The organism is Rhizobium sp. P43 (genome assembly GCF_056730705.1).
The window spans coordinates 2,737,595-2,759,006 of sequence record NZ_CM161539.1 but is presented as its reverse complement, the minus strand read 5'-3'; the positions used below and the strand labels follow the sequence as shown (position 1 = coordinate 2,759,006).

Here is a 21,412-nt window from a genome sequence, read left to right as displayed (position 1 = left end):
GCTTGGTTCCCCTATCTCGAGGTGAGCCCGCGCAGGGGCGAGGTGTTTGATTGAGGAGATTTCGATGATTTCGATGAAAAGACGTATGCTGCTCGGCAGCGCCGGTGTAGCACTGGCTGCACCGATGATCATGACCCGTGCTGCTTTCGCGCAGCAGGCGACCGCAGAGACCCCAATGGCCGCAGCAACCACTATGCCGCCCGATACCCATCGCTTCAATGTCGGCAAGTTCGAAGTGGTCGTGGTGAAGGATGGCTCGCGTACCTCCGAAAAGCCGCAGGAAACCTTCGGCACCAATCAGACGCCGGAAACGGTGGGTTCGCTTCTCGAGGCAAACTTCCTGCCGGCCGACAAGTTCGTCAACAGCTTCTCGCCTGTGCTGGTCAACACCGGTTCTGACGTGATCCTGTTCGACACCGGTCTCGGTGAAGGTGGTCGGGCAAATGGTCTCGGCCGTCTCGTCGAAGGGCTCGCTGCCGCCGGCTACAGTCGCGAAGCCGTCACCACCGTCGTCATCACCCACATGCATGGCGACCACATCGGCGGCCTTATGGAAGGCGGCCAGCCGACCTTCCCGAATGCGCGTTACGTCACCGGTCAGGCGGAATATGATTTCTGGGCCGATCCCGCGCGCGTTGGCACCCCGGCCGAGAACGGCCACAAGGGCGTGCTCGCCAATGTCGCTCCGATGGCCGAAAAGATGACCTTCATCGGCGACGGTGGGGAAGTGGTCTCCGGTATCACCGGCATGGCCGCCTTCGGCCACTCGCCGGGCCACATGATCTACCGGATCGAATCGGAAGGCCGGCAGCTGGTCGTGACCGCAGACACCGCCAACCACTTCGTGCTCTCGCTGCAGCGTCCGGATTGGGAAGTGCGCTTCGACATGGACAAGGCCGCTGCCGCCGCCACCCGCACGCGCGTCTTCGACATGCTGGCGACGGACAAGCTCGCCTTCCTCGGCTACCACATGCCATTCCCGTCGGTCGGTTTCGTCGAGAAACTCGACCAGGGCTATCGTTTCGTGCCGAAGGCCTATCAGTTCGATATCTGAGCGATCAGCGGGGCCGCGCAAATGCTGCGGCCCCGTCGCAGGTCTCAGCGACCGGCGTAGATTTCTTCGGTCGCCTGCTCGATGAAGTCATGCATGCGGCTGTCGATGTCAGCCTGGCTCACATTGACGCCGGCTTTCGAAAAGTCCTGACGCAGCTGCTCGAGAAGTCTGTGCGGCTCCACCACTTGCTTGATTGCAACCGTGCGTGCATAGGCTTCGACATCGTCGAGCCCCATCGCATAGGCGGCCCAGCGACCGATCATCTTGCTGCCGCGCACCTTCGCCTTAAATTCGACTTCCGCCTGACGGGCGAACTGGTTCTCAAGTGCCTGCGCACGCTTCTTCAATGCCGTCATATGAAAATCCCCTCGTCGTTTCTTGTTTGTTGTTGTGCCCCCAGCCCCGAGAGCGCTTATCCTTATATAAGCGATAGCTTCAAAGACCTTTTCGCGGCTCTGTAAAATTCTAACGATCTCGGATTTTCTTGGATTGCCCGTGATTGGTGTCTGGAAGGCGGGAACTGGCCCACGTTTTGCTATTCCCTTCCTGTCATGAACGTGTTACCAGCCCTCGCCAACTTCCAAGCATTTCTTGCAGAAGCGACCGAACGGGATGTCTCGTTTCCGGGCGGATTCTGCCTATTCAAACGAAGGAATTGGCAATGGCACGCATCGTAATGTCGGCAACAGGCGCAGAAGCGCTCACCTTTGACGACGTCCTCCTGCAGCCGGGGCACTCCGAAGTGATGCCGGGGCAGACCAACATCGCGACGCGGATTGCTCGCGACATCGATCTTTCGCTGCCGATCCTCTCCTCCGCTATGGACACTGTCACTGAAAGCCGGCTCGCGATCGCCATGGCCCAGGCCGGCGGCATCGGCGTCATTCACCGCAATCTGACCCCGGTCGAACAGGCGGAAGAAGTCCGCCAGGTGAAGAAGTTTGAAAGCGGCATGGTCGTCAATCCGGTCACGATCGGCCCCGACGCGACGCTCGCCGAGGCCAAGGCGCTGATGGGCGCGCATGGAATCTCCGGCATTCCCGTCGTTGAAGGCGCCAGCCGCCCCGGCCGTCTCGTCGGCATTCTGACCAACCGCGACGTCCGCTTCGCCTCCAATCCGAACCAGAAGATCTACGAGCTGATGACCCGCGAGAACCTCGTGACGGTCAAGGACGGGGTCGATCAGCAGGAAGCCAAGCGTCTTCTGCATGCCCACCGGATTGAAAAGCTGCTGGTCATCGACAACGAAGGCCGCTGCGTCGGCCTGATCACGGTCAAGGACATCGAGAAGTCGCAGCTCAACCCGCATGCCGCCAAGGATGCCCAGGGTCGCCTGCGCGTCGCCGCCGCCATCTCCACAGGAGACGACGGCGTCGAGCGTGCCGAGCGCCTGATCGACGCCGGCTGCGACGTGATCGTCGTCGATACCGCCCATGGCCACAGCCAGAAGGTTCTAGACGCCGTCGCCCATGTGAAGAAGATGTCGAATGCCATCCGCATCATCGCCGGAAACGTGGCAACGGGCGAGGGCACCCGGGCACTCATTGATGCCGGCGCCGATTGCGTCAAGGTTGGTATCGGCCCTGGCTCGATCTGCACCACCCGGGTCGTCGCCGGTGTTGGCGTGCCGCAGCTCGCCGCGGTCATGGCTGCCGTCGAGGAGGCCAACAAGCACGACATTCCAGTGATCGCCGATGGCGGCCTGAAGTTCTCGGGCGACGTCGCCAAGGCGATCGCAGCCGGTGCGTCCGCCGTGATGGTCGGCTCGCTGCTCGCCGGAACCGACGAAAGCCCGGGCGAGGTTTATCTTTACCAGGGCCGCTCCTTCAAGGCCTATCGCGGCATGGGTTCCGTCGGTGCCATGGCCCGCGGCTCGGCAGACCGCTACTTCCAGGCAGAAGTGCGCGACACGCTGAAGCTCGTGCCCGAAGGCATCGAAGGCCAGGTCCCCTACAAGGGCCCGGTCTCGGCCGTCCTGCACCAGCTCGCCGGTGGTCTCAAGGCCGCTATGGGTTATGTCGGCGGCAAGGACATCAAGGACTTCCAGGAAAAGGCGACCTTCGTCCGCATCTCCGGCGCCGGCCTGCGCGAAAGCCATCCGCATGGCGTGACCATCACCCGCGAAAGCCCGAACTATCCGGGCGCGGCATGATCCTGAGCCGATTGCCCGGACCGCGTCAGGCGCCGCTCCTCTGGGGTAGCGGCGTCCTTTCGGCTGGGCTGTTCGCCTGGATGAACCTGGGTTTTGTCTCGCCCTTCTTCGTCCTGGCAGGCAAGAGGACCATTCCTGATCTGGACATCAATGGCACGGCCCAATCACTCCTTGGTCTCAAGGACGTGCTGGAACAAAGGCCGGAGGCTGCAGACCTTCTCCGCAGCATGCATCTCGGCCCCGATCTGCTTTTCCCGGCTGTTTTCGCCCTGTTCCTGTTTCTCCTGATGCGGCGCGTGGCACCGGGTGCCAGTATTTACGGTCGCCCGATCGAGCGTCTGATGCCCGTCCTGCTGGCGCTGCCGATCGCTTACGGGGTCATCGATTACATCGAGAACATCTCCAGCCTGATGCTCTTTCCACCCTCTATCCCGGCTCCGGCCATGGCGGACTTGCTCGCGGAAGCTCTCGTTTGGTTCACGCGTTTGAAATTTCTCTTTCTCGTCGTCTCTGGCATCTTGATCCTCCGCCTCGCGTTCGGACCCAGAGAGCGCGCGCAAGAGTAATCAACGCTCGAGAGAAAGAAGCAGCATGCGCCGACGTACATTGATCATTGGCGGCAGTGCCGCGACCGCAGCACTTGTCGCCTCGGCAGGCTATTTCGGCCTGCCGCGCGAGGCGGTCGGCGTGTCGAGACGAACCTATACCTGGAAAGGCAGTGACTTCCTCTCCGGCGGCACCGCTTCGATCCCTGCAGACCTTCCCGAGCCCGTGTTCCGCGCGACGCCGAATTGCATCACCACCTGTTCCTTCACGCTGGGTCCCTGCCATGTCGATGGCATTCCGGTGCGCAGGGACATCTCTGCCGGCATCCCCGGTCTGCCGATCCGGATCTCGCTCCGTGTGGTGTCGATGCCGGACTGTTCGCCGATCGAAGGCGCCGATGTCTAGCTCTGGCATACGGACGCACGCGGCGTTTATTCGGGCGATGCGGCCAATATGTGCAATCCCGGCGACCAGCAGGCGAAGCAGGCCGATTTTGGCAGAGGCCGGCAGATCAGCGATGCCGATGGCCGCGTCGATTTCATCACCGTCTATCCCGGCTGGTATCCGAGCCGGACCGTGCACATTCATCTGCGTGTTGTGGTGGGTGGCCGGGAGCTTTTGGTGTCACAGCTCATCTTCGACGACAGCCTGAGCGATGTGATTTACGCCGATCATTCCGACTATGCGGGTCGAGGTCCGCGCCGCGTCCTCAATGGCAATGACCGGATCATCTCGGAAGACGAAGCGGCCGACTTCATCTTCGATGTCGAAAAGCTCGATGCCGGTGTGCTTCAGGCAAGCTTCACCATCGGCGTCGCCGACGATCGCTGCTGATCCATCGTCTTCAGCAAATTCACGCAACTGTGTTGTCCCTTCGGTCGGCACAGGCTGGGTCTGACATTTTCGGGCGCTACCTTGCGAAGCGGCACACACGCTGAACAAGGAGGATCCCATGGAGAAGACTGGCATCACCCAGGCGATGATCGACGCCTATGACGAATACACCCACCTGACGCTCGACCGCCGTGGCTTCATGCAGAAGCTGACGACACTCGCCGGCTCAGGCGCCGCTGCTGCCGCGATCATGCCGATGCTGGCCGCCAATCAGGCGAATGCGGCGATCGTGGAGGAGGGCGATCCGCGCCTCGACGCCCAGGACGTCACCTATCCAGGTGCTGGCGGCGAGATGAAGGGCTATCTGGCGATTCCGAAGGACGCAGCCGCCAGGCTTCCCGCAGTCATCGTCATCCACGAGAACCGGGGTCTCAACCCGCATATCCGCGATGTCACCCGCCGCATGGCGCTCGAAGGCTTCGTAGCATTGGCACCCGATTTCCTGTCGCCGAATGGTGGCACGCCCGCCAACGAAGACGAGGCCCGCGCCATGTTCCAGTCGCTGGACATGGCGGCTGCCGTTGCCAATGGCGAGGCGACACGCAGCTTCCTCGCCGGCCATGAAAAGACCAATGGCAAGGTTGGTGCGATCGGCTTTTGCTGGGGCGGCGGCATGGTGAACCGCATGGCGGTCGCCTCTCCCGACCTCGGCGCAGGCGTTGCCTACTACGGTTCCCAGGTCCCGGCAGAACAGGTGCCCGCAATCAAGGCGCCGCTGATGCTGCACTACGCAAGCCTCGACGAGCGCATCAATGCCGGCATCGACGCCTACAAGGCGGCCCTTGATGCCAATCGCAAGACCTATGAGCTGCACATGTATGAAGGGGTCAACCACGCCTTCAACAATGACACCTCGGCAGCCCGCTACGACAAGGCCGCCGCCGATCTTGCCTGGTCGCGCACGGTCGAGTTCCTCAAGAAGAACCTTGGATAACAAGGGGCGGGGAGTGGGCATCGCTCCCCGCTTTCATGACAATTCCATGAAATATTTCGCCGTTTGACACCGATCAACCGGGCGCATCCATCCCGCGCATAACTTCTGTCCATAACCGCCGGTCGAATACCGGTGGAAGGTCACGAGAAAGCGACGGGAGATTGACATGGCATCGACAATGAAGGCTGCGGTGGTCCGCGAATTCGGCAAGCCGCTGGTGATCGAGGAAATGGCGATCCCGGATCCCGGCCCCGGCCAGATCCTGGTGAAATACGAGGCGACCGGCGTCTGCCACACCGACCTGCATGCCGCCAATGGCGACTGGCCGGTCAAGCCTAATCCGCCTTTCATTCCTGGTCACGAGGGTGTCGGTTACGTCGCCAAGCTCGGCGCCGGCGTCTCCCGCATCAAGGAGGGTGATCGGATCGGCGTGCCATGGCTGCACACCGCCTGCGGCTGCTGCTCGCCTTGCCGCACTGGCTGGGAAACGTTGTGCGGCAGCCAGCAGAACACCGGCTATTCGGTCAACGGCACCTTTGCCCAGTATGGCCTCGCCGATCCCGATTATGTCGGCCGCCTGCCGGATAATCTGGGCTTCGGTCCGGCAGCACCCGTGCTCTGCGCCGGTGTCACCGTCTACAAGGGCCTCAAGGAAACCGAAGTGAAGCCCGGCGAATGGGTCGTCATCTCGGGCATCGGCGGCCTTGGCCATATGGCAGTCCAATATGCCAAGGCCATGGGCATGCACGTGGTCGCTGCCGACATCTTCGACGACAAGCTGAAGCTCGCGACCGACCTCGGCGCGGACATGGTGGTGAACGGCACGGCTGCCGATGCCATCGAGCAGGTGCAGAAGGCAACCGGCGGGGTACATGGTGCACTCGTCACGGCGGTGTCGCCCAAGGCCATGGAACAGGCCTATGGCTTCCTGCGCTCCAAGGGCACCATGTCGCTGGTCGGTCTGCCGCCGGGCTTCATCTCACTGCCCGTCTTCGAGACCGTGCTGAAACGCATCACCGTGCGTGGCTCGATCGTCGGCACGCGTCAGGATCTGGAAGAAAGCCTGCAATTCGCCGGTGAAGGCAAGGTCGCCTCGCATTTCAGCTGGGACAAGCTGGAGAACATCAACGACATCTTCCACCGGATGGAGAAGGGCCAGATCGACGGCCGTATCGTGCTCGATCTGGCTGCCTGATCCGACCGAAAAATGCGGGAGGCGGCATTATTGTGCCGCCTCTGCCTCTTCTTAGGCTGGGCGTGGCTCAGTTGCCCGACTGTATGACCGCAATGCGCGGCGGCGCGCTGCTGCAGGCGCTGTCTTCGCAGATGCCGGAGATCCAAACCTCCCCATTGCCGATCATCACACCTTCGGAATTGACGAAGAGATCACCGTAATCCTGATTGGACACGGCCTCGACGATGGCCTCTGTAAAGACGGAATCGTAGTTGTCGAGCAGTTCCTGTTCCGAACTGTAGGTCGCCTCCTCACCATCGATCGTGACGGTGATCGGATAGTTCACCAGGCTCACCACGATGTCTGATTTCCCTTCTTCGAGCGCCACCTTGAAGGCGTAGAACAGCTCCTTGTAGTCAGGCGCATCGCCCAGCAACGTTTCGATCTGCTGATCGACGGAGGCTTCGTCAGCCTTCGCAGCAACACCGGTCAGTGTGGTCGCAAGCAGAACGGCGGAAAACAGAATGGCAGTCGATCGGATCATGATGTCAGTTCCCATGCAGGCTTCTTTCTCCTGATAATCCAGTTCTGCAATAGTGCAACGCATCCCTTTAGGAGAGAACTGCAATAGACCGCAGCAATTGTGAATGCAGAGTGAAGGCGGGGTCTGGCTGCCGGCTGAACGATCGCTATATATTGCATTGCAGCAATTACGGATCGCGCCATGACAATGCCAGAGACCAACGCCGCAACCGATCGAATCTTCGTTTTTCAGGGCGGTGGTGCCCTGGGCGCCTATCAGGCCGGCGCTTATGAGGCGTTGCATGCCAGCGACGTGGAACCGGATTGGCTAGCCGGTATCTCGATTGGCGCGATCAACGCCGCCATCATCGCCGGAAGCCCGCGCGATGCACGCATCGCCAATCTCCGCGACTTCTGGCACACCGTTTCCTCCTCACTGGATTTTCCCTGGAATGCGCAGGATACGATGCTGCGCCGCATGCAGAATGATGCCGCAGCCCTCGCTGCGGTTGCGTTCGGCATACCCGGCTTCTTTTCACCGCGCTTGCCAACCCCACATCAGGTCTTCAGCAATCCTGACCTGCATGTGAGCTTCTACGATACTGAGCCCTTGATGAGAACGCTCGAGCGGCTGATTGACTTCGATCTCCTCAACGATTGCCAGACGCGGCTAAGCCTTGGTGCAGTCGAGATCCGTTCCGGCAATTTCGCCTATTTCGATAATCGCAAGACCCGTATCGACGCCCGTCATATCGCCGCTTCAGGCGCTTTGCCGCCGGGCTTCCCGCCCATTGAGATCGATGGCCGCCACTATTGGGACGGTGGCCTGGTATCGAACACGCCGCTGCAGCATGTGCTCAATGTCAACGATGCCTCGCGTGACCTCGAAATCTTCCAGGTCGATCTCTTCAATGCCCGGGGCGACATGCCCCGTGACCAGTTCGAGGTGGAAAGCCGGATCAAGGAGATCCGCTACTCCAGCCGTACGCGCATGAACACCGACGATTTCGCCCGCCGCCAGATCGTCCGCCGCGCCGCCAAGCGCCTCCTGGAAAAGCTGCCGCCAGAATTCCGCGACGACGAGGACGCACAGATCCTCCGCTCCATCGGCCATGAATATGATGTCACCATCGTCCACCTGATCCACCGCCGCGCCTCCCATGCGACCCATGCCATGGATGCTGAGTTTTCCCGCCGCTCGATCGAGGAGCATTGGAAAGCAGGGTATGACGATGCGTCCTATACCCTGAAGCATCCGAAATGGCGCAACCGTGGTCGCCCGAAGGATGGCATCCAGATCTTTGACCTGGCGCGGGAACGGCACCTGCGGGTGGAGGCCCGATAGCATAACAGACCTTTTTTGTGTACATGTCGACAGACAGTGTACAAACTCCGGCTATTAACACTTTCGCCAGAACCGCTCCCTATCCGTTGAGCGACTTGAAGTCCTTGGATCAGCCTGGGGAGGATCTGATTGAGCCAACACATCATGGGCACGCGACTGCAGCCGAGAAAGACGCCACAGCAGGAGCGCAGCATCCAGCGACTCGAAACAATCCTCGCTGCGACGGAGGCCCTGTTCCTGGAGAAGGGCGTTCACGGGACGACCATGAGCGAGATCGCCCAACGGGCTGGCATCTCCATAGGCTCGCTGTATCAGTTTTTCCCGCACAAGGCTGCGCTCATCAAGGCCGTTCACGACCGCTTCTCAGGCCAGCTCGAAGGCTTTATCCGTCAGATCTTTGCGGGCGTACAAACGCTTGATGACGCGGCTGAACGCGCTGCCGAGAGCCTGATGCAACTGCATGCCATGTTCCGTGAACAGAGAATCTACATGGCGCTGTGGCAGGCAACCGTGACAGACCGCGATCTGTCGCAATTGTCTGGCAATTTCCATGATCAGATCATCACGAGCTTTTACCGCGATCTCGCCCATCTCATCCCGGAGAGTGATTACGAGCGCTTTCGCATCAATCTCAAGTTGATGATCCTGGCGACCGGCGAAGTCATCCGCTTTTCGACGCGACAGCCGGATGAATTGGCCCAAGCCCACCTTAATCAGTGGCGTCGCGTTGTTCGCAGCAGCCTCTTTGCCTATTGAGGCGTTTCACCAACCCGGGATCATGTGCCCCGCACGCAACCGCGGATAATAACGCGTATAGGTCTTGGCTTCCCCATCCATGTCGTCTTCCACCTGGGCCGGCGTAATGTTGTCGAGGCAGGCGGTGATATGGTCGGTGATCGCGTTGAGCAGCGACGTCGAAAGCCCGGGCCGCTTCATCAGGCCGATCTGCACCGGAGGCAGCGGCGGGAAGCCGTCATTGGCCGTCAGAACCTTCATTCCTGTTCGCAAAGCAGATTCAGGAAGGATCGAAACCGCCATGCCGGCAAGCACGGCTGCCGCCACCACGGTCGAAGACCAGCTTGTAAACAGGATTTGGTAGTCACGGCCATCGGCGTCAAGCGCCGAGCAGGCGAGCTGCCGCCATTGGCAATCGCGTCGGCCGACAGCGAGTGGCACGGGGGCATCATCCTTCAGCGGATGGTTGGCAGATCCGACCCAGCACAGAGGTTCGGTGCGCACGACATCAGACTGGCGTAGAAGCGGGTTATGCGTGACCAAAGCGATATCCAGTTCGCCCTTGGCCATCTTTTCCGCCAGGTCCACCGAGGGTTCGCAGACGATGTAGAGTTCGACATTCGGATGGGTCTTGGCGAACCGGCCGATGATCTCGGGCATGTAGCGGTCGGCATAATCGTCAGGCGTTCCGATCCGCAGCGTGCCTTCGAGCCGGTTGTCGTCAAAGGCCGCGATCGCCTCGGAATTCAGCCGGATAATGCGCCGCGCATAATTCAAAAGCTTGTCGCCATCGGCCGTCAGCCGGTTGCCGCGTCCATCCTTGATGAACAGCTGTTTGCCGACCCGCTCTTCCAGGCGCCGCATCTGCATGGAAACGGCGGACTGCGTCTTGAACACGCGCCCGGCCGCCTTGGTGAAGCTGCCGGTGTCGACGATGGCAATGAAGGTCTGCAACTGATCGATATCGAGGGGAGCCGACATGGGAACGTCCATCAGAAAGGTTGATGACTATCATTAGAAACATTCGTTGGACTGATCAATATCCTTTTGCCATCTTCGGTATCGTAATCCTCACCGACCGGTTCCCGGCCAAGCCCCAACCTCCAACCCTCGTCTCCTGTCCGTGTTTGCGGACGGGACAATCTCCTCGTGCCCGCTGAAAGGAAGACGCCATGCGCACGAACGATCGGATACTCGACTTTGACCTCACCCTTGCTGTCGAACAGCCGAACCGGACGCTTGCCGCGCGTCTGACCCGGCTGCGGGCCTGGTACCGATCGCTCCTCGTTGCGCTGCAGAATCGCCTTGCTGCGAACAGCCTCGCCGATCTCGACGAGCGCCTCCTCAATGACCTTGGCCTTACGCGTGGCGAGGTGCAGGATGTGCTGCGCCGTCACGGCTATGCTGACGATCCTTCGCAGCACCTGACCCGTTTGGCGCGCCGCCGCGCCGAACGATCCCTTCGCGGTCTCAGGGCCGATTGAAGCCCGCCTTCATCCCCGCAGGGTGACAGCCAATAGCCCTGCCGCTTGCCCGGTCCCGAATTTCTTGGACCGGGCTTTTTTGTAAACGCTAAAATAACAATCCTTGTTGTGAAATACGAAGGGAAAAGTGGCGGGAAGTAACCTGTTGCTAACGGCCTTATGTCAGCGATGAAGGCGCCTGACGTGCTAGCATCTGCGGAGACCCTTCATGCGTATATCGACCAAGCTGCCCCTGGCCGCCACGTTGTTCGCCCTCGTGATCCTGAGTGCATCGGCTGTAACAGGTCTGGTTCAGCAGAGCCGCATTCTCGATGAGCAGGTCTACCTGAAGCTTGAGGCGACAGCCGACGGTCGCCGCAACGAGGCCCGCCGTTTTCTGGAGGCCATCCGGCTGGATGCCCGTGGCACCGCAGCCGATATGATGACCCAACAGGCCCTGTTCGGCATTACTGGAGCTTGGCCTAAACTGGGTGACGATCCGGCAACCGAATTGCAGAAGCGCTACATCGACGACAACCCGAACCCTGTCGGGGAGAAATACAATCTCGATAGCGCCAAGAAGGACAGCTACGACCGTGCCCATCGCCAGGGCCATGCAACCTTCCTGAAGCATCTGAAGGCACAGGGCTATTACGACATCTTCCTGATCGATGCTGATGGCAACATCGTCTACACGGTCCAGAAAGAGCGCGATTTCGGCACCAATCTGATCACCGGTCCCTTCAAGGACACCGGGCTCGCTCAAGTCTTCCAGAAGGTCATGGCGAGCGATGATCCCGAGATGTTCGCCAATTCCGACTTCGAGGCCTATGAGCCCTCGGGCGGCGCACCGGCAGCCTTTGTCGCCGTTCCCATCATTATGAACGATCGCAAGCTTGGCGTGCTTGCCTACCAGCTGCCGAACGACCAGCTGAACGGCATATTTGCCAACACCCGCGGTCTGGGCGAGACCGGCGAGACGCTTCTCGTCGACAAGTCCGGCATGCTGGTCTCCGACAGTGCCCGTACGTCCGATGTGGACAGTCTCAAGGTCAGCCTGTCGTCTCCGATGCTCGCCACCGCGATGGGTGGTCAGGATACGCGCGGCACGCTTGAAGGTTACCGAGGCATGACCAGCCACGCGGCACTTGTGCCGCTCGACTTCGGTGATGTTCGCTGGTCGGTGGTTGCACTCATCGGCGAAGACGAGGTTGCTGCCCAATTGATCGACACTGGGCTGACATCGGTCGGGTCTGGTGTGGTGCTCGTCCTAATCGGCTCGCTGGTCGGCTTCTTCTTCTCGCGTAGCCTGACGCGGCCGATCTCCGAACTCGTCAGTTCCATGGGGCAGCTGGCTGACGGCAATACCGATATCGAACTCAAGGGCATCAGCCGTCAGGACGAAATCGGTGACATGGTCCGCTCGGTCGCCGTCTTCCGCCAGGCTGAAATCGACAAGCGTCAGCTGGAAGCCGAGAACGAAAGCCGTCGGTCGGCCACCGAGAGCGAGCGCCATCAGCGCGAGACTGAGCGTGCCGCTGCCCAGGCAGAACTCACGGAAGCCATCGAGATCCTGGGCGCAGGTCTGCAGCGTCTTGCCAACGGCGATCTCACCGGCACGATCCGCAAACCGCTCGCCGGCAATCTCGATCGTCTGCGCCTCGACTTCAACGCCTCGCTCGAGCGCCTGTCCGGGACGGTGGCCTCGGTCCACGGCAATGTCGCTGAGATCAACCGCAAGAGCGGTACGGTCAGTTCCTCGACCGCCGATCTCAGCCAGCGCACCGAACAGCAGGCAGCAGCCCTGGTCGAAACCTCGACCGCGATCCGTCAGATCATGGACGCGATCCGGCACTCCTCCGAGCGCGCGGAAAACGCATCCCGTCTTGCCCGCGAGGCCCGCGCCAATTCCGACCGCTCCGGCGAGATCGTCGGCGGTGCCGTGGATGCCATGCAGCGCATCGAAAACGCCTCCAGCGAAATCTCCAAGATCATCAACGTCATCGACGAGATCGCCTTCCAGACGAACCTTCTGGCCTTGAACGCCGGTGTCGAGGCAGCGCGCGCCGGTGAAGCCGGCAAGGGCTTCGCCGTCGTCGCCCAGGAGGTTCGTGAACTGGCACAACGTTCGGCCACCGCCGCCAAGGACATCAAGTCCCTCATCACCAAGTCGGGTGAAGAAGTTGCCAGCGGTGTCGGCCTCGTGCGTGAAACCGGAACGGTTCTCTCGTCCATCGCCGGACAGGTTGTCCAGATTGGCGATCACATCCATTCGATCGCCTCTGCCGCCAAGCAGCAGTCGGCAAGCCTGAACGAAATCAACGATGCGGTCGCCCGCATGGAGAACGTCACCCAGCAGAATGCCCGGGCTGCCGAACAGACCAATGCCGACATGGCCGGCCTGACCCGCGACGCCGAAATGCTCTCCGGCCTCGTCGGGCAGTTCACGCTGGAAGCCAATGCCTCGACCATGCAGAACCGGTTCGCCGATCAGCGTGACACGAATTTCACGCGCCCCGCGTCGCCACCGCTCTCCCAGCCAACGCCGAATTCTGCAGGCGCCGCAAAACCCGCAACGCGTTCATTCTTGAAGCCCAAGGTCGCCCCGGCAGAAGCTGGAAACCGTGCGGTCGCGTCTCCGGCGCGTTCGTTGATGGACAAGATCTCGATCGGTCTCGGCGCCAAGCTCAACCAGGCGAAAGACGGCAAGTCTGAGAACGAATGGGAAGAGTTCTGAGGCGGGCAGTCCGCTGAAATGCAGAACGGCGCGGGAGACCGCGCCGTTTTCCGTTTGACCATTGTGTCTGCGGCTCAGCCCTTGGCGTCCGGAGGAGGCTCCGCCGGGTCTGCGGCGCCCTGACGAGAAGCCGACAGATAGGTGTCGAAGATCTGCTCCATGCTCTTCTGATAGCTTTTCTGCACTTCGAGGCCGCTGTCGAACATGGTGTTGACCATGGCCGCAAAGCTTTCCTGAGCTTCCTTCTCCGGCGTCTTTGCTTCGGGAGCAGGCTTGGCCGCTTCCACCGGCTTGCCTGTCATTTGCGCCGTGTAACTGGCTGCCATGTCCTGCATGGCCTTGGTGAAGGGGTTGTCGAGAAACGGATTGGACGCGGCCTGGGGCTCTGGCTTCTTCTGCCCGCCCATCATCTCCTGGAAGGCCCGCGCGAAGGGATTGTCAAACATCGCCGCCGCCATGGCCGCCGCCGGTTGCGGCTGGTGCTTCGGCTGCAGCCCGGTGCTTTCCAGCCATTGCTGCATCATGGCGCCCATGGGCGTGCCGGCGAAGGCATTGGCTCCGGTGAACTGTCCGGTGGCCTGTTTGAAGAGGCCGCCCATCAGCGCGTCCGCCATGGCCGGCATCATCTGCTTGAAGATGTCCTGCCCGATGCCGGTGAACTGGGCCGCCTGCGCCGCAATCGCGCGCGAGACTTCCTTGGAACCAAAAAGCTGCTGCAGCACCTGGTTGCCGTCGGCAATGCCCTGCGGCGTGAAGGCCGAGCTCATGTCCTCGAAATATTTGGCGTAGTTGCCAGAGGTCATCGCCTGGACGAGGGCCGAAAAATCATAGGGATTGGTGGCGTTGCGCTTGAAACCCGAGGCAAAGGCCGGCATCAGCGCCGCCACCGCCTTGGCCGCCTGTTCCTGGGCGAGGCCGAATTGCTTGGCCATCGCCTCCATGGCGGTCCCGTTCTGAGCCTGCAGCATCATGTCGAACAGTGGCAGCATGGCAATTCTCCCCGGATGCGTGCAGATGATTCCGCACTATATCCGGAAAGGCCCTCAGGCAAACCGCTTTTTGCCGGCATGCTGAAATGCGCGGTTGCTCCAGCCGATCTGCTTAGTACTGATATTCCTCGAAAACCGGCTCCACCGATCCGTTCCAGCGCCCGTGATAGAGGGCCAGCATGTCGTCGGCCAGCGTGGTGCCCTTGGCCAGCACTTCGTCGAGCGTGTTGAGGAACACGCTCTCGTCCTGGCCGTCGCCGTTCAGGCGGGCACGGGCCTTGAGGCCAGCGCGCGACATCTCCACGACCTCGCGAGCCACCTCCATCAGCGGGCGTCCGGCAACCGAGGCCTTCAACCCCTGCGCAGGAACGGCATCGCGCATGGCGACCACATCCTCGACCGTCCAGTCGGCGGTCAGATCGTCTGCGGCGGAAAGCGCCGTCTCGTCATAGAGCAGGCCAACCCAGAGGGCCGGTAGGGCACAGATACGCCGCCAGGGGCCGCCATCGGCGCCGCGCATTTCGAGGAAGCGCTTCAGTCGCACATCCGGGAAGAGGGTCGAGAGGTGGTTGGTCCAGTCGCCCTGCTGGGGTTCCCAGTCGGCGATCTCGCCCTTCAGCGCGCCATCCATGAACTGCCGGAAGGTGATGTGGGTGCAGTCGTGATAACGACCGTCGCGCACGATGAAATACATCGGCGCATCGATCGCCCAGGCGACATAATCACCGAAGGAGAAGTCCTTGGAGAATGTGAAAGGCAAGACGCCGGCGCGGCGGTTGTCGGTGTCGCGCCAGATGTCGCCGCGCCAGGAGAGAAGCCCGTTCGGCTTGCCTTCCGTGAACGGCGAGGAGGCGAACAGCGCGGTCGCCAGCGACTGCAGCTTCATCGACACCCGCATCTTCTGGCGCATGTCGGCTTCCGAGGAGAAGTCGAGATTCACCTGGATCGTGCAGGTCCGATACATCATGTCGAGACCCTGGCTGCCGACCTTCGGCATGTAGCGGGTCATGATGTCGTAGCGTGATTTCGGCATACGCGGCGTCTCGGCCAGCGACCATTTCGGGCTGCCGCCGATGCCGAGGAAGCGGATACCCATGGGCTCGGCCACGTCTCGCAGCACGGCGAGATGCTGGTTCGATTCCTTGCAGGTCTGGTGCAGCGTCTCAAGCGGTGCGCCCGAGAGTTCGAACTGGCCGCCCGGCTCGATCGAAATCGCGCCCATGCCGTGTTGCTCGCCAAGACCGATGATGTTCTCACCGTCCATGATCGGCTCCCAGCCGAGCTTTTCCTGCATGCCCTTGAGAAGCGCGGAGATGCTGGCGGCTCCGAAATAGGGAACGGGGCTGTTGTCAGCCCGGAAAAAGGCGAACTTCTCATGCTCGGTGCCGATCCGGAACTTCTCCTTCGGCTTGGACCCGGCAGCCATATAGGCAGCCATGTCGTCGAGAGTGCCGAGGGGGGTCTGGTCGGTGGTGTCACGGGCCATGAAAGCTACCTTGCTGGGCGTCGTCGGTGGGCAGGAAGGAGCCCATCACTGTGGCTGATTGAACCGGATTTATGTGCCGTGCAAGTGAAAATCTCTCATGCACGGCTCAAAAAACTGGAACGAGGGAACGTGCAATCTGAAGGCTAGCGCCAGTCGCCGATGGCAGCCTGTACGACGGCCAGAGCGGCAACGGCTGCGGTGTCGGCTCTCAGGATACGGGGACCGAGCGGAATGGCCGTCACGAAGGGCAAAGAGCGCAAAAGGCTGCGCTCTTCATCCGAAAACCCACCTTCCGGTCCGACCAGCAATGCCAGCGATTTCTCCTTGATCTGCGAGAGTGCGGGCAGGGGATTTTGCGTCGCGCTGTCCTCGTCGCAATAGATGATCCGGCGGTCTGAAGGCCAGTGGTCCAGCAGGTCACGAAGCTTGACTGGCTCGGTAACCCTGGGGATGGCCAGGATGCCGCATTGTTCGGCGGCTTCCACCGCATTCGCCTGCAGCCGCTCGATGCTGCCGATCTTGCCCTGCACATGCTGTGTCATCACCGGCTGCAACACGCCGGCCCCCATCTCCACCGCCTTCTGGATGAGATAATCCATCCGGCCGACCTTCAGCGGCGCAAACAGGAACTGCAGGTCGCAATCTTCCGGCTGCGGTCGCGTCTCTTCGATGGGCGTGATCAGGATCTTCTTGCGCGTCGGAAAATGCACGCGCGCCTTCCACTCGCCATGCCGTCCGTTGAAGATGAGAAGCTCGGCCCCTTCCTCGAAGCGCAACACATTGGCGAGATAGTTGAACTGCTCAGCCGTCGCCTCGAAGGCCTGGTTCAAGCTGAGGTCGGCGGTCACATAAAGCCGCTGCATCCGGTAATTGGCACGCATGATGGTCTCGTCTGAGGGATCAAAGAGCGAGCTGAGACATAACCCAATAAAGCAGCGCTGCAAGAGCCGCGGATGCCGGAACGGTAATGATCCAGGCAGCGACGATCGTCATGAAATGCGAACGGCGCACGAGATAGCGGCGGCGGATCTCCTCCGAATTGCGCTCCGGCTTCGGCTCGATGTCGAAACGCTCCGCCTTGTTGCGCATGTATTCCATGCGCCGCTTGGAGTTGCGCGTGTACCATTCGCGGAAGAAGCCGACGCCGAAAACGGCACCGACGGCAATATGCGTCGAGCTGACCGGCAGACCCAGGGCCGATGCGACGATCACAGTGATCGCCGCTGAAAGGGAGACGCAGAAGGCGCGCATCGGGTTGAGCTTGGTAATCTGCTCGCCGACAAGCCGGATCAGGCGCGGACCGAAAAGAAGCAAGCCAAGCGAGATGCCGGCAGCGCCGATGACCATGACCCAGAGCGGTACGGTAACCTCTCCGGAAATCTCATGGTCCTGCGCGGCATGCACGATCGCCGACAGCGGACCGATTGCATTCGCCACGTCATTGGCGCCATGGGCGAAGGAGAGCAGGGCAGCCGCGAAGATCAGTGGCAGTTTGAACAACTTTCGGAGCGACTGATTGCGGTTTTCCAGCCCTTGCGATTGTCTGCGGATCAGCGGCACGCTCAGCCACCACGACAGCAATCCAAAAGCCAGCCCGATCAGGCAGGCCTGCAAAAGGCTGATGGAGATGAGCTTGTTCAGCCCTTTCAGCGCCAGATAGGCGAGGAAGGCACCGGTCATGATTCCGATCAGCACCGGCACCCAACGCTGCGCCGCTGCGATCTTTTCCTCGCGATAGATGATGAATTCCTTGATGAAGGCGAGAAAGAGCGCGGCGATGATGCCGCCGAGCACGGGCGAAATCACCCAACTTGCGGCTATCCCGCCCATGACGCCCCAATTGACCGCAGACATTCCGGCTGCCGCGACCCCTGCGCCCAGCACGCCACCGACAACGGCATGGGTTGTCGAAACAGGCGCGCCAATCCAGGTCGCCAGATTGACCCAGAGCGCCGAGGACAGGAGTGACGCCATCATTGCCCATATGAAGACATCGGCATTCGGCATTTTGGTCGGGTCGACAATCCCGCGCGAGATCGTCGAAACGACGTCGCCGCCGGCGATCATCGCGCCAGCGGTTTCAAAGACCACGGCGATCGCCAGTGCGACACCCATGCTCATGGCGCGGGAGCCGACGGCCGGACCGACATTGTTGGTCACGTCATTGGCGCCGATGTTCATGGCCATATAGGCACCAATCGCTGCCGCTGCGATGATGATCGCTGCACCTGGACGGTCCATCACCGCAGCACCCGCCAGCACCGTGGCAAGCACCAGGAAGATCAGACCGATGCCGAGCGGGGCGAAGCCGCGTGAGACATGATGGGCCGCTTCCTCGACATGGGCGATCTTGTCGAGATCCTTGTCGAGGGTCGGCTTCACGAGTTTCGGCTTTGGCTTGCCCATGGTGAGATGTCTCCGGAAGAGGTTGCCTTCCGGTTTCCTCATTCACTCTTGGTCGCGGCAGATGATGACGCCTGGTTCGTTGGCCAGAGGCTCGTGACGGCATAAGTCATCGGGTCGCAGAAGGCCCTAGCGACAAAGGGTCCTCGCTGCAATATGACAGTTTTGTGACAGTCTGTTTTAGGCGCGTTCTGCAGCCTTTTTTGCGATCGGCGCTGCGTTTTGTGTCAGCTTGGCAAACTCAAGGAAGAGAGACTTCAATTCGGGTTCGTCCACGCGGGCTGCCGCTTCCTCGCAGCTGACCCATTCCAGGCGTCGGACACCTTTTTCCGGGAACTCTTTCGCCGCGCCCTTTACGTCGAGCGCATGGACCTGCACGCGGGTCGGCACTTTATGGCCGCCACGCATCTTTTTCATGTAAGTGTAATAGCCGACAGGCTCTAGACCCGCCTTGCCCTTGATGCCGGCCTCCTCGAATGCCTCGCGTTCTGCGATGGCATGCGGCTGTTTCCCCGGCATATGCCAGCCCTTCGGAATGACCCAGCGCCCGGTATCCCGACTGGTGATCAACAGCACCTCCAGCTCACCGGTCTTCTTGCGTATCCTGTGACAGATCGCAGCAAACTGCTGCCGCGGCGGACGCTGCAGCATGAGCTTGAGGTCAGATGTGATGCGGCCGATGATACCCAATGAACTTGCACCTCGATTCGTCGATCAGAATACGCCAAAATACCGGTAAGGCACGACGCCAGGCGTTCCAAAGCAACGCTTTTCACACGATGGCTATTGCTGCCTAACAGGTGTGAACCACGAGCGTTCATTTCAATGCGACATCCAGTACCCGGACTTCGCCTTTTCGCGACATGTGAAAAGCTCAGCATGCCGCCAACACACCAAATTGCCTAAGCCCATCGATCACACCCCGGGCAGCCATGCCCTGTGTAAAAACCATGCCGGATCTGGCCTGTGCCAGGCTGACGAGTTCGGGAAGCGCATTGCCAGGCAGAATGCCGCGCACACCATCGAGTTCGAACATCGCTCGGTCATTGCCGGTATCTCCGGCAACGACGACCTCGTCCAACCCGATCCCGAGTTCCTCGCAGAGCCAGGTCAGAGCACGCCCCTTGTCAGCCATCTCCGGAAGCACATCCAGGTCCCGATCACTGGAATAGACAACTCGTGTGCGATGGCCCGAACGGGCGAGCAAGTCTTCCAGTTCTCGAATGTCTTCCGCCGTTGCGCCATTGAGATACCAACTCGATTTGTAGGCATGCTGATATTGCGCCGGTTGACGGGTAAGCCGCTCCATCATGACAAGCTCGACCTCGATCAAATCGACGTCAAAACCCTCCGCGATAAACGCTGTGTACTGATCCGCCAGATGCGGGTGGTCGTGCGCATGCACCATGGTGCCGACGCCACCGATCAGGACATCGGCTTTCGGCAATCCTTCGGCTGCCGTGAAGTCCAGGATATCCTCGATCAAACGACCGCTGTTATAGACCAGCAGCGGCCTCTCACGCTCCGGCAGAGCCTGCCACAAACGCGCGAATTCGATCGACGCTTCGCGATCGCCAGCGAGCGTTCCGTCCAGATCGGACGAAAACAGGCGTATTGGTTTCAATCCCCGTCGTTCCATGGCTCTGCCCAGTCGCTTTCCTCCAGAGCTTGCGCCACGGGACGGCCTTCGACAAGAGCCACCAGCTGCTGGGCAATCCCGGTCCAGGTAAACAGACTGCGAGCCTTGTGGGCGCCCATGCGTGACAAGCGGCCATAAAGCCGTGGATGCTTGAGCGGCTTCATCATGGTGATGCCGAGATCATACTTGTCGAACGGGTCGGCGAACAGCGCATGCCGGCCGTAGCTGACCGCGCGGAACAGCCCACCATGGATCGTGACGATCGTCGGCGTGCCGCTCGCCATCGCCTCGATCGCTGTCATGCCGAAGGGTTCATAGCGGCTCGACAAGACGAAAAGATCGGCCGCCCGATACATGTCGGGCAGATCTTCGTCCGGGATGAAGCCGGAGAAATCGACCTTGTCTGTAATGCCGAGCTCGACAACCTGCTGCTTCAGCTGGGAGAGCAGTGTCTCCTCTTGTTGATCGAGGTTTTCGCCGCCAACGGCGAGCCGCAGTCGCGTTTCGGGCATCCGCTCCACCAGCACGGCAAAGGCATCGATCAACAGATCATAGCCCTTGTTGGTCGCGAGACGTCCAAGCGCGAGGATTGTCGTACCCTCGAAGCCGAGCCGTTGCCTCAGCATTTTGCGCGAGGCTTCCGAGACGGGATAGAAGCGGTTGTCGTCATAACCGGGCGGGATCATGTGGACGCGATTGCGTGCCAGTCCATAATCCTCGATCAGCATGTCCAGCTGGATGGGAGTGGTGGCAATCACCAGCTGGCAGCTGCGATAGACGATCAGCTCGTGCTGGATGCGTTCCTTGAAATTGAACTCCTGCTCGAAGCGGTCCGCCCGTTCGGGATAGTCGGTCTCCATTTGCCGCTTCTTCCAGATGCCGAGCGAATGCGGCGTGTGGATATGCGGCACCCCGAGCGCTTCCGACAGACGCTGCCCGGCAACGCCTGCGTCCCAGTAATGGCTGTTGATGAAGAGATAGGAGAGACCCTCACGCTTGATCCAGCGCAGCGCCTTCTCGTTCCACTCGGTTAGATGACGGTGGAGGTATTCCTTGGCGATGAAGTCGCGGCCGCCGCAGGGAATGCGCACCACACGGACATTCTCGTCCACCTCGTCGATCTCGGGCTGGTCTTCGAAGCGGCGGGTGAAGATATCGACCTTGTGCCCGAGCTGTGCGAGCTTTTTGGCAAGTTCGAGAACATAGACCACCTGCCCGCCGGTATCGGCCGCCCCCAGAGGCGGCTGGGCGGCCACATAGCCATGTGTTGAAACAAGCGCAATGCGCGGCGTCTCATGCGGATCCGTTGATACAGCCATAACCCCACTCTGGAAAATTC

Annotated in this window: 19 protein-coding genes and 1 pseudogene; 10 read left to right on the top strand and 10 right to left on the bottom strand. The window is 60.8% G+C overall.

Going from position 1 to position 21,412, the window contains the following annotated elements; all coding sequences use genetic code 11:
- Positions 1–73 precede the first annotated feature (73 nt).
- Positions 74–1,054, top strand: a complete 981-nt coding sequence (locus tag AC1PUL_RS13885; RefSeq protein WP_480464746.1) for an MBL fold metallo-hydrolase — start codon at positions 74–76, stop codon at positions 1,052–1,054.
- 44 nt (positions 1,055–1,098) lie between these two features.
- On the opposite strand, the gene AC1PUL_RS13880 is transcribed toward AC1PUL_RS13885, so the two are convergent.
- Positions 1,099–1,410: an ATPase inhibitor subunit zeta gene (locus tag AC1PUL_RS13880; protein ID WP_480464745.1), complete on the bottom strand. Its 312-nt coding sequence runs from the start codon at positions 1,408–1,410 to the stop codon at positions 1,099–1,101.
- A 305-nt stretch (positions 1,411–1,715) separates the two neighbouring features.
- On the opposite strand from AC1PUL_RS13880, the gene guaB reads away from it, so the two are divergent.
- From guaB to adhP, 5 genes and pseudogenes are all read left to right on the top strand, one after another.
- The gene (guaB, locus tag AC1PUL_RS13875) at positions 1,716–3,206 is read left to right on the top strand and encodes an IMP dehydrogenase (RefSeq protein ID WP_480464744.1); all 1,491 of its coding nucleotides are present in this window, start codon (positions 1,716–1,718) and stop codon (positions 3,204–3,206) included.
- Positions 3,203–3,772 carry a hypothetical protein gene (locus AC1PUL_RS13870; protein ID WP_480464743.1) on the top strand — a complete coding sequence of 190 codons (570 nt, stop codon included), beginning with the start codon at positions 3,203–3,205 and terminating at the stop codon, positions 3,770–3,772. The genes guaB and AC1PUL_RS13870 overlap by 4 nt, the downstream gene beginning before the upstream one ends.
- A 25-nt stretch (positions 3,773–3,797) precedes the next feature.
- Positions 3,798–4,586: pseudogene (locus AC1PUL_RS13865) on the top strand (dioxygenase family protein).
- A gap of 118 nt (positions 4,587–4,704) precedes the next feature.
- The gene (locus AC1PUL_RS13860) at positions 4,705–5,580 is read left to right on the top strand and encodes a dienelactone hydrolase family protein (RefSeq protein WP_480464742.1); all 876 of its coding nucleotides are present in this window, start codon (positions 4,705–4,707) and stop codon (positions 5,578–5,580) included.
- Between the two features lie 166 nt (positions 5,581–5,746).
- Positions 5,747–6,775 (top strand): alcohol dehydrogenase AdhP, encoded by a 1,029-nt coding sequence (gene adhP / locus AC1PUL_RS13855; RefSeq protein WP_480464741.1) that lies wholly within the window; start codon positions 5,747–5,749, stop codon positions 6,773–6,775.
- Positions 6,776–6,842: 67 nt separating this feature from the next.
- Here the strand turns inward: adhP and AC1PUL_RS13850 are convergent, their stop codons facing one another.
- Entirely contained in the window at positions 6,843–7,313 is a 471-nt protein-coding gene (locus tag AC1PUL_RS13850; protein ID WP_480464740.1) for a hypothetical protein, read from the bottom strand.
- Between the two features lie 165 nt (positions 7,314–7,478).
- Between AC1PUL_RS13850 and AC1PUL_RS13845 the strand changes: the two genes are divergently transcribed.
- Complete coding sequence (locus AC1PUL_RS13845; RefSeq protein ID WP_480464739.1) at positions 7,479–8,621, top strand: DUF3734 domain-containing protein; 1,143 nt, start codon at positions 7,479–7,481, stop codon at positions 8,619–8,621.
- A 129-nt stretch (positions 8,622–8,750) separates the two neighbouring features.
- Positions 8,751–9,377 carry a TetR/AcrR family transcriptional regulator gene (locus AC1PUL_RS13840; protein WP_480464738.1) on the top strand — a complete coding sequence of 209 codons (627 nt, stop codon included), beginning with the start codon at positions 8,751–8,753 and terminating at the stop codon, positions 9,375–9,377.
- 6 nt (positions 9,378–9,383) lie between these two features.
- Here the strand turns inward: AC1PUL_RS13840 and AC1PUL_RS13835 are convergent, their stop codons facing one another.
- Positions 9,384–10,337, bottom strand: a complete 954-nt coding sequence (locus AC1PUL_RS13835; RefSeq protein ID WP_480464737.1) for a LysR substrate-binding domain-containing protein — start codon at positions 10,335–10,337, stop codon at positions 9,384–9,386.
- Positions 10,338–10,528: 191 nt separating this feature from the next.
- On the opposite strand from AC1PUL_RS13835, the gene AC1PUL_RS13830 reads away from it, so the two are divergent.
- Both AC1PUL_RS13830 and AC1PUL_RS13825 read left to right on the top strand, forming a co-directional pair.
- Positions 10,529–10,840 (top strand): DUF1127 domain-containing protein, encoded by a 312-nt coding sequence (locus AC1PUL_RS13830; RefSeq protein ID WP_480464736.1) that lies wholly within the window; start codon positions 10,529–10,531, stop codon positions 10,838–10,840.
- Positions 10,841–11,048: 208 nt separating this feature from the next.
- Positions 11,049–13,556 carry a methyl-accepting chemotaxis protein gene (locus AC1PUL_RS13825; protein ID WP_480464735.1) on the top strand — a complete coding sequence of 836 codons (2,508 nt, stop codon included), beginning with the start codon at positions 11,049–11,051 and terminating at the stop codon, positions 13,554–13,556.
- A gap of 74 nt (positions 13,557–13,630) precedes the next feature.
- Here AC1PUL_RS13825 and AC1PUL_RS13820 read toward each other — a convergent pair whose 3' ends face one another.
- The 7 genes from AC1PUL_RS13820 to AC1PUL_RS13790 all read right to left on the bottom strand — a co-directional run bounded on the left by AC1PUL_RS13820 (position 13,631) and on the right by AC1PUL_RS13790 (position 21,392).
- On the bottom strand, positions 13,631–14,545 hold the full coding sequence (locus AC1PUL_RS13820; protein ID WP_480464734.1) for a DUF937 domain-containing protein: 915 nt from the start codon (positions 14,543–14,545) through the stop codon (positions 13,631–13,633).
- A 112-nt stretch (positions 14,546–14,657) separates the two neighbouring features.
- Complete coding sequence (locus tag AC1PUL_RS13815) at positions 14,658–16,031, bottom strand: glutamate--cysteine ligase (RefSeq protein WP_480464733.1); 1,374 nt, start codon at positions 16,029–16,031, stop codon at positions 14,658–14,660.
- A gap of 143 nt (positions 16,032–16,174) precedes the next feature.
- Positions 16,175–16,912 carry a 16S rRNA (uracil(1498)-N(3))-methyltransferase gene (locus AC1PUL_RS13810; RefSeq protein ID WP_480464732.1) on the bottom strand — a complete coding sequence of 246 codons (738 nt, stop codon included), beginning with the start codon at positions 16,910–16,912 and terminating at the stop codon, positions 16,175–16,177.
- A 19-nt stretch (positions 16,913–16,931) separates the two neighbouring features.
- Entirely contained in the window at positions 16,932–18,437 is a 1,506-nt protein-coding gene (locus tag AC1PUL_RS13805; protein ID WP_480464731.1) for an inorganic phosphate transporter, read from the bottom strand.
- Between the two features lie 177 nt (positions 18,438–18,614).
- Positions 18,615–19,124, bottom strand: a complete 510-nt coding sequence (locus AC1PUL_RS13800; RefSeq protein WP_480464730.1) for an NUDIX hydrolase — start codon at positions 19,122–19,124, stop codon at positions 18,615–18,617.
- A 184-nt stretch (positions 19,125–19,308) separates the two neighbouring features.
- Positions 19,309–20,058: an HAD-IIB family hydrolase gene (locus AC1PUL_RS13795; RefSeq protein ID WP_480464729.1), complete on the bottom strand. Its 750-nt coding sequence runs from the start codon at positions 20,056–20,058 to the stop codon at positions 19,309–19,311.
- Complete coding sequence (locus AC1PUL_RS13790; protein ID WP_480464728.1) at positions 20,055–21,392, bottom strand: glycosyltransferase family 4 protein; 1,338 nt, start codon at positions 21,390–21,392, stop codon at positions 20,055–20,057. The genes AC1PUL_RS13795 and AC1PUL_RS13790 overlap by 4 nt, the downstream gene beginning before the upstream one ends.
- Between the last annotated feature and the right edge of the window lie 20 nt (positions 21,393–21,412).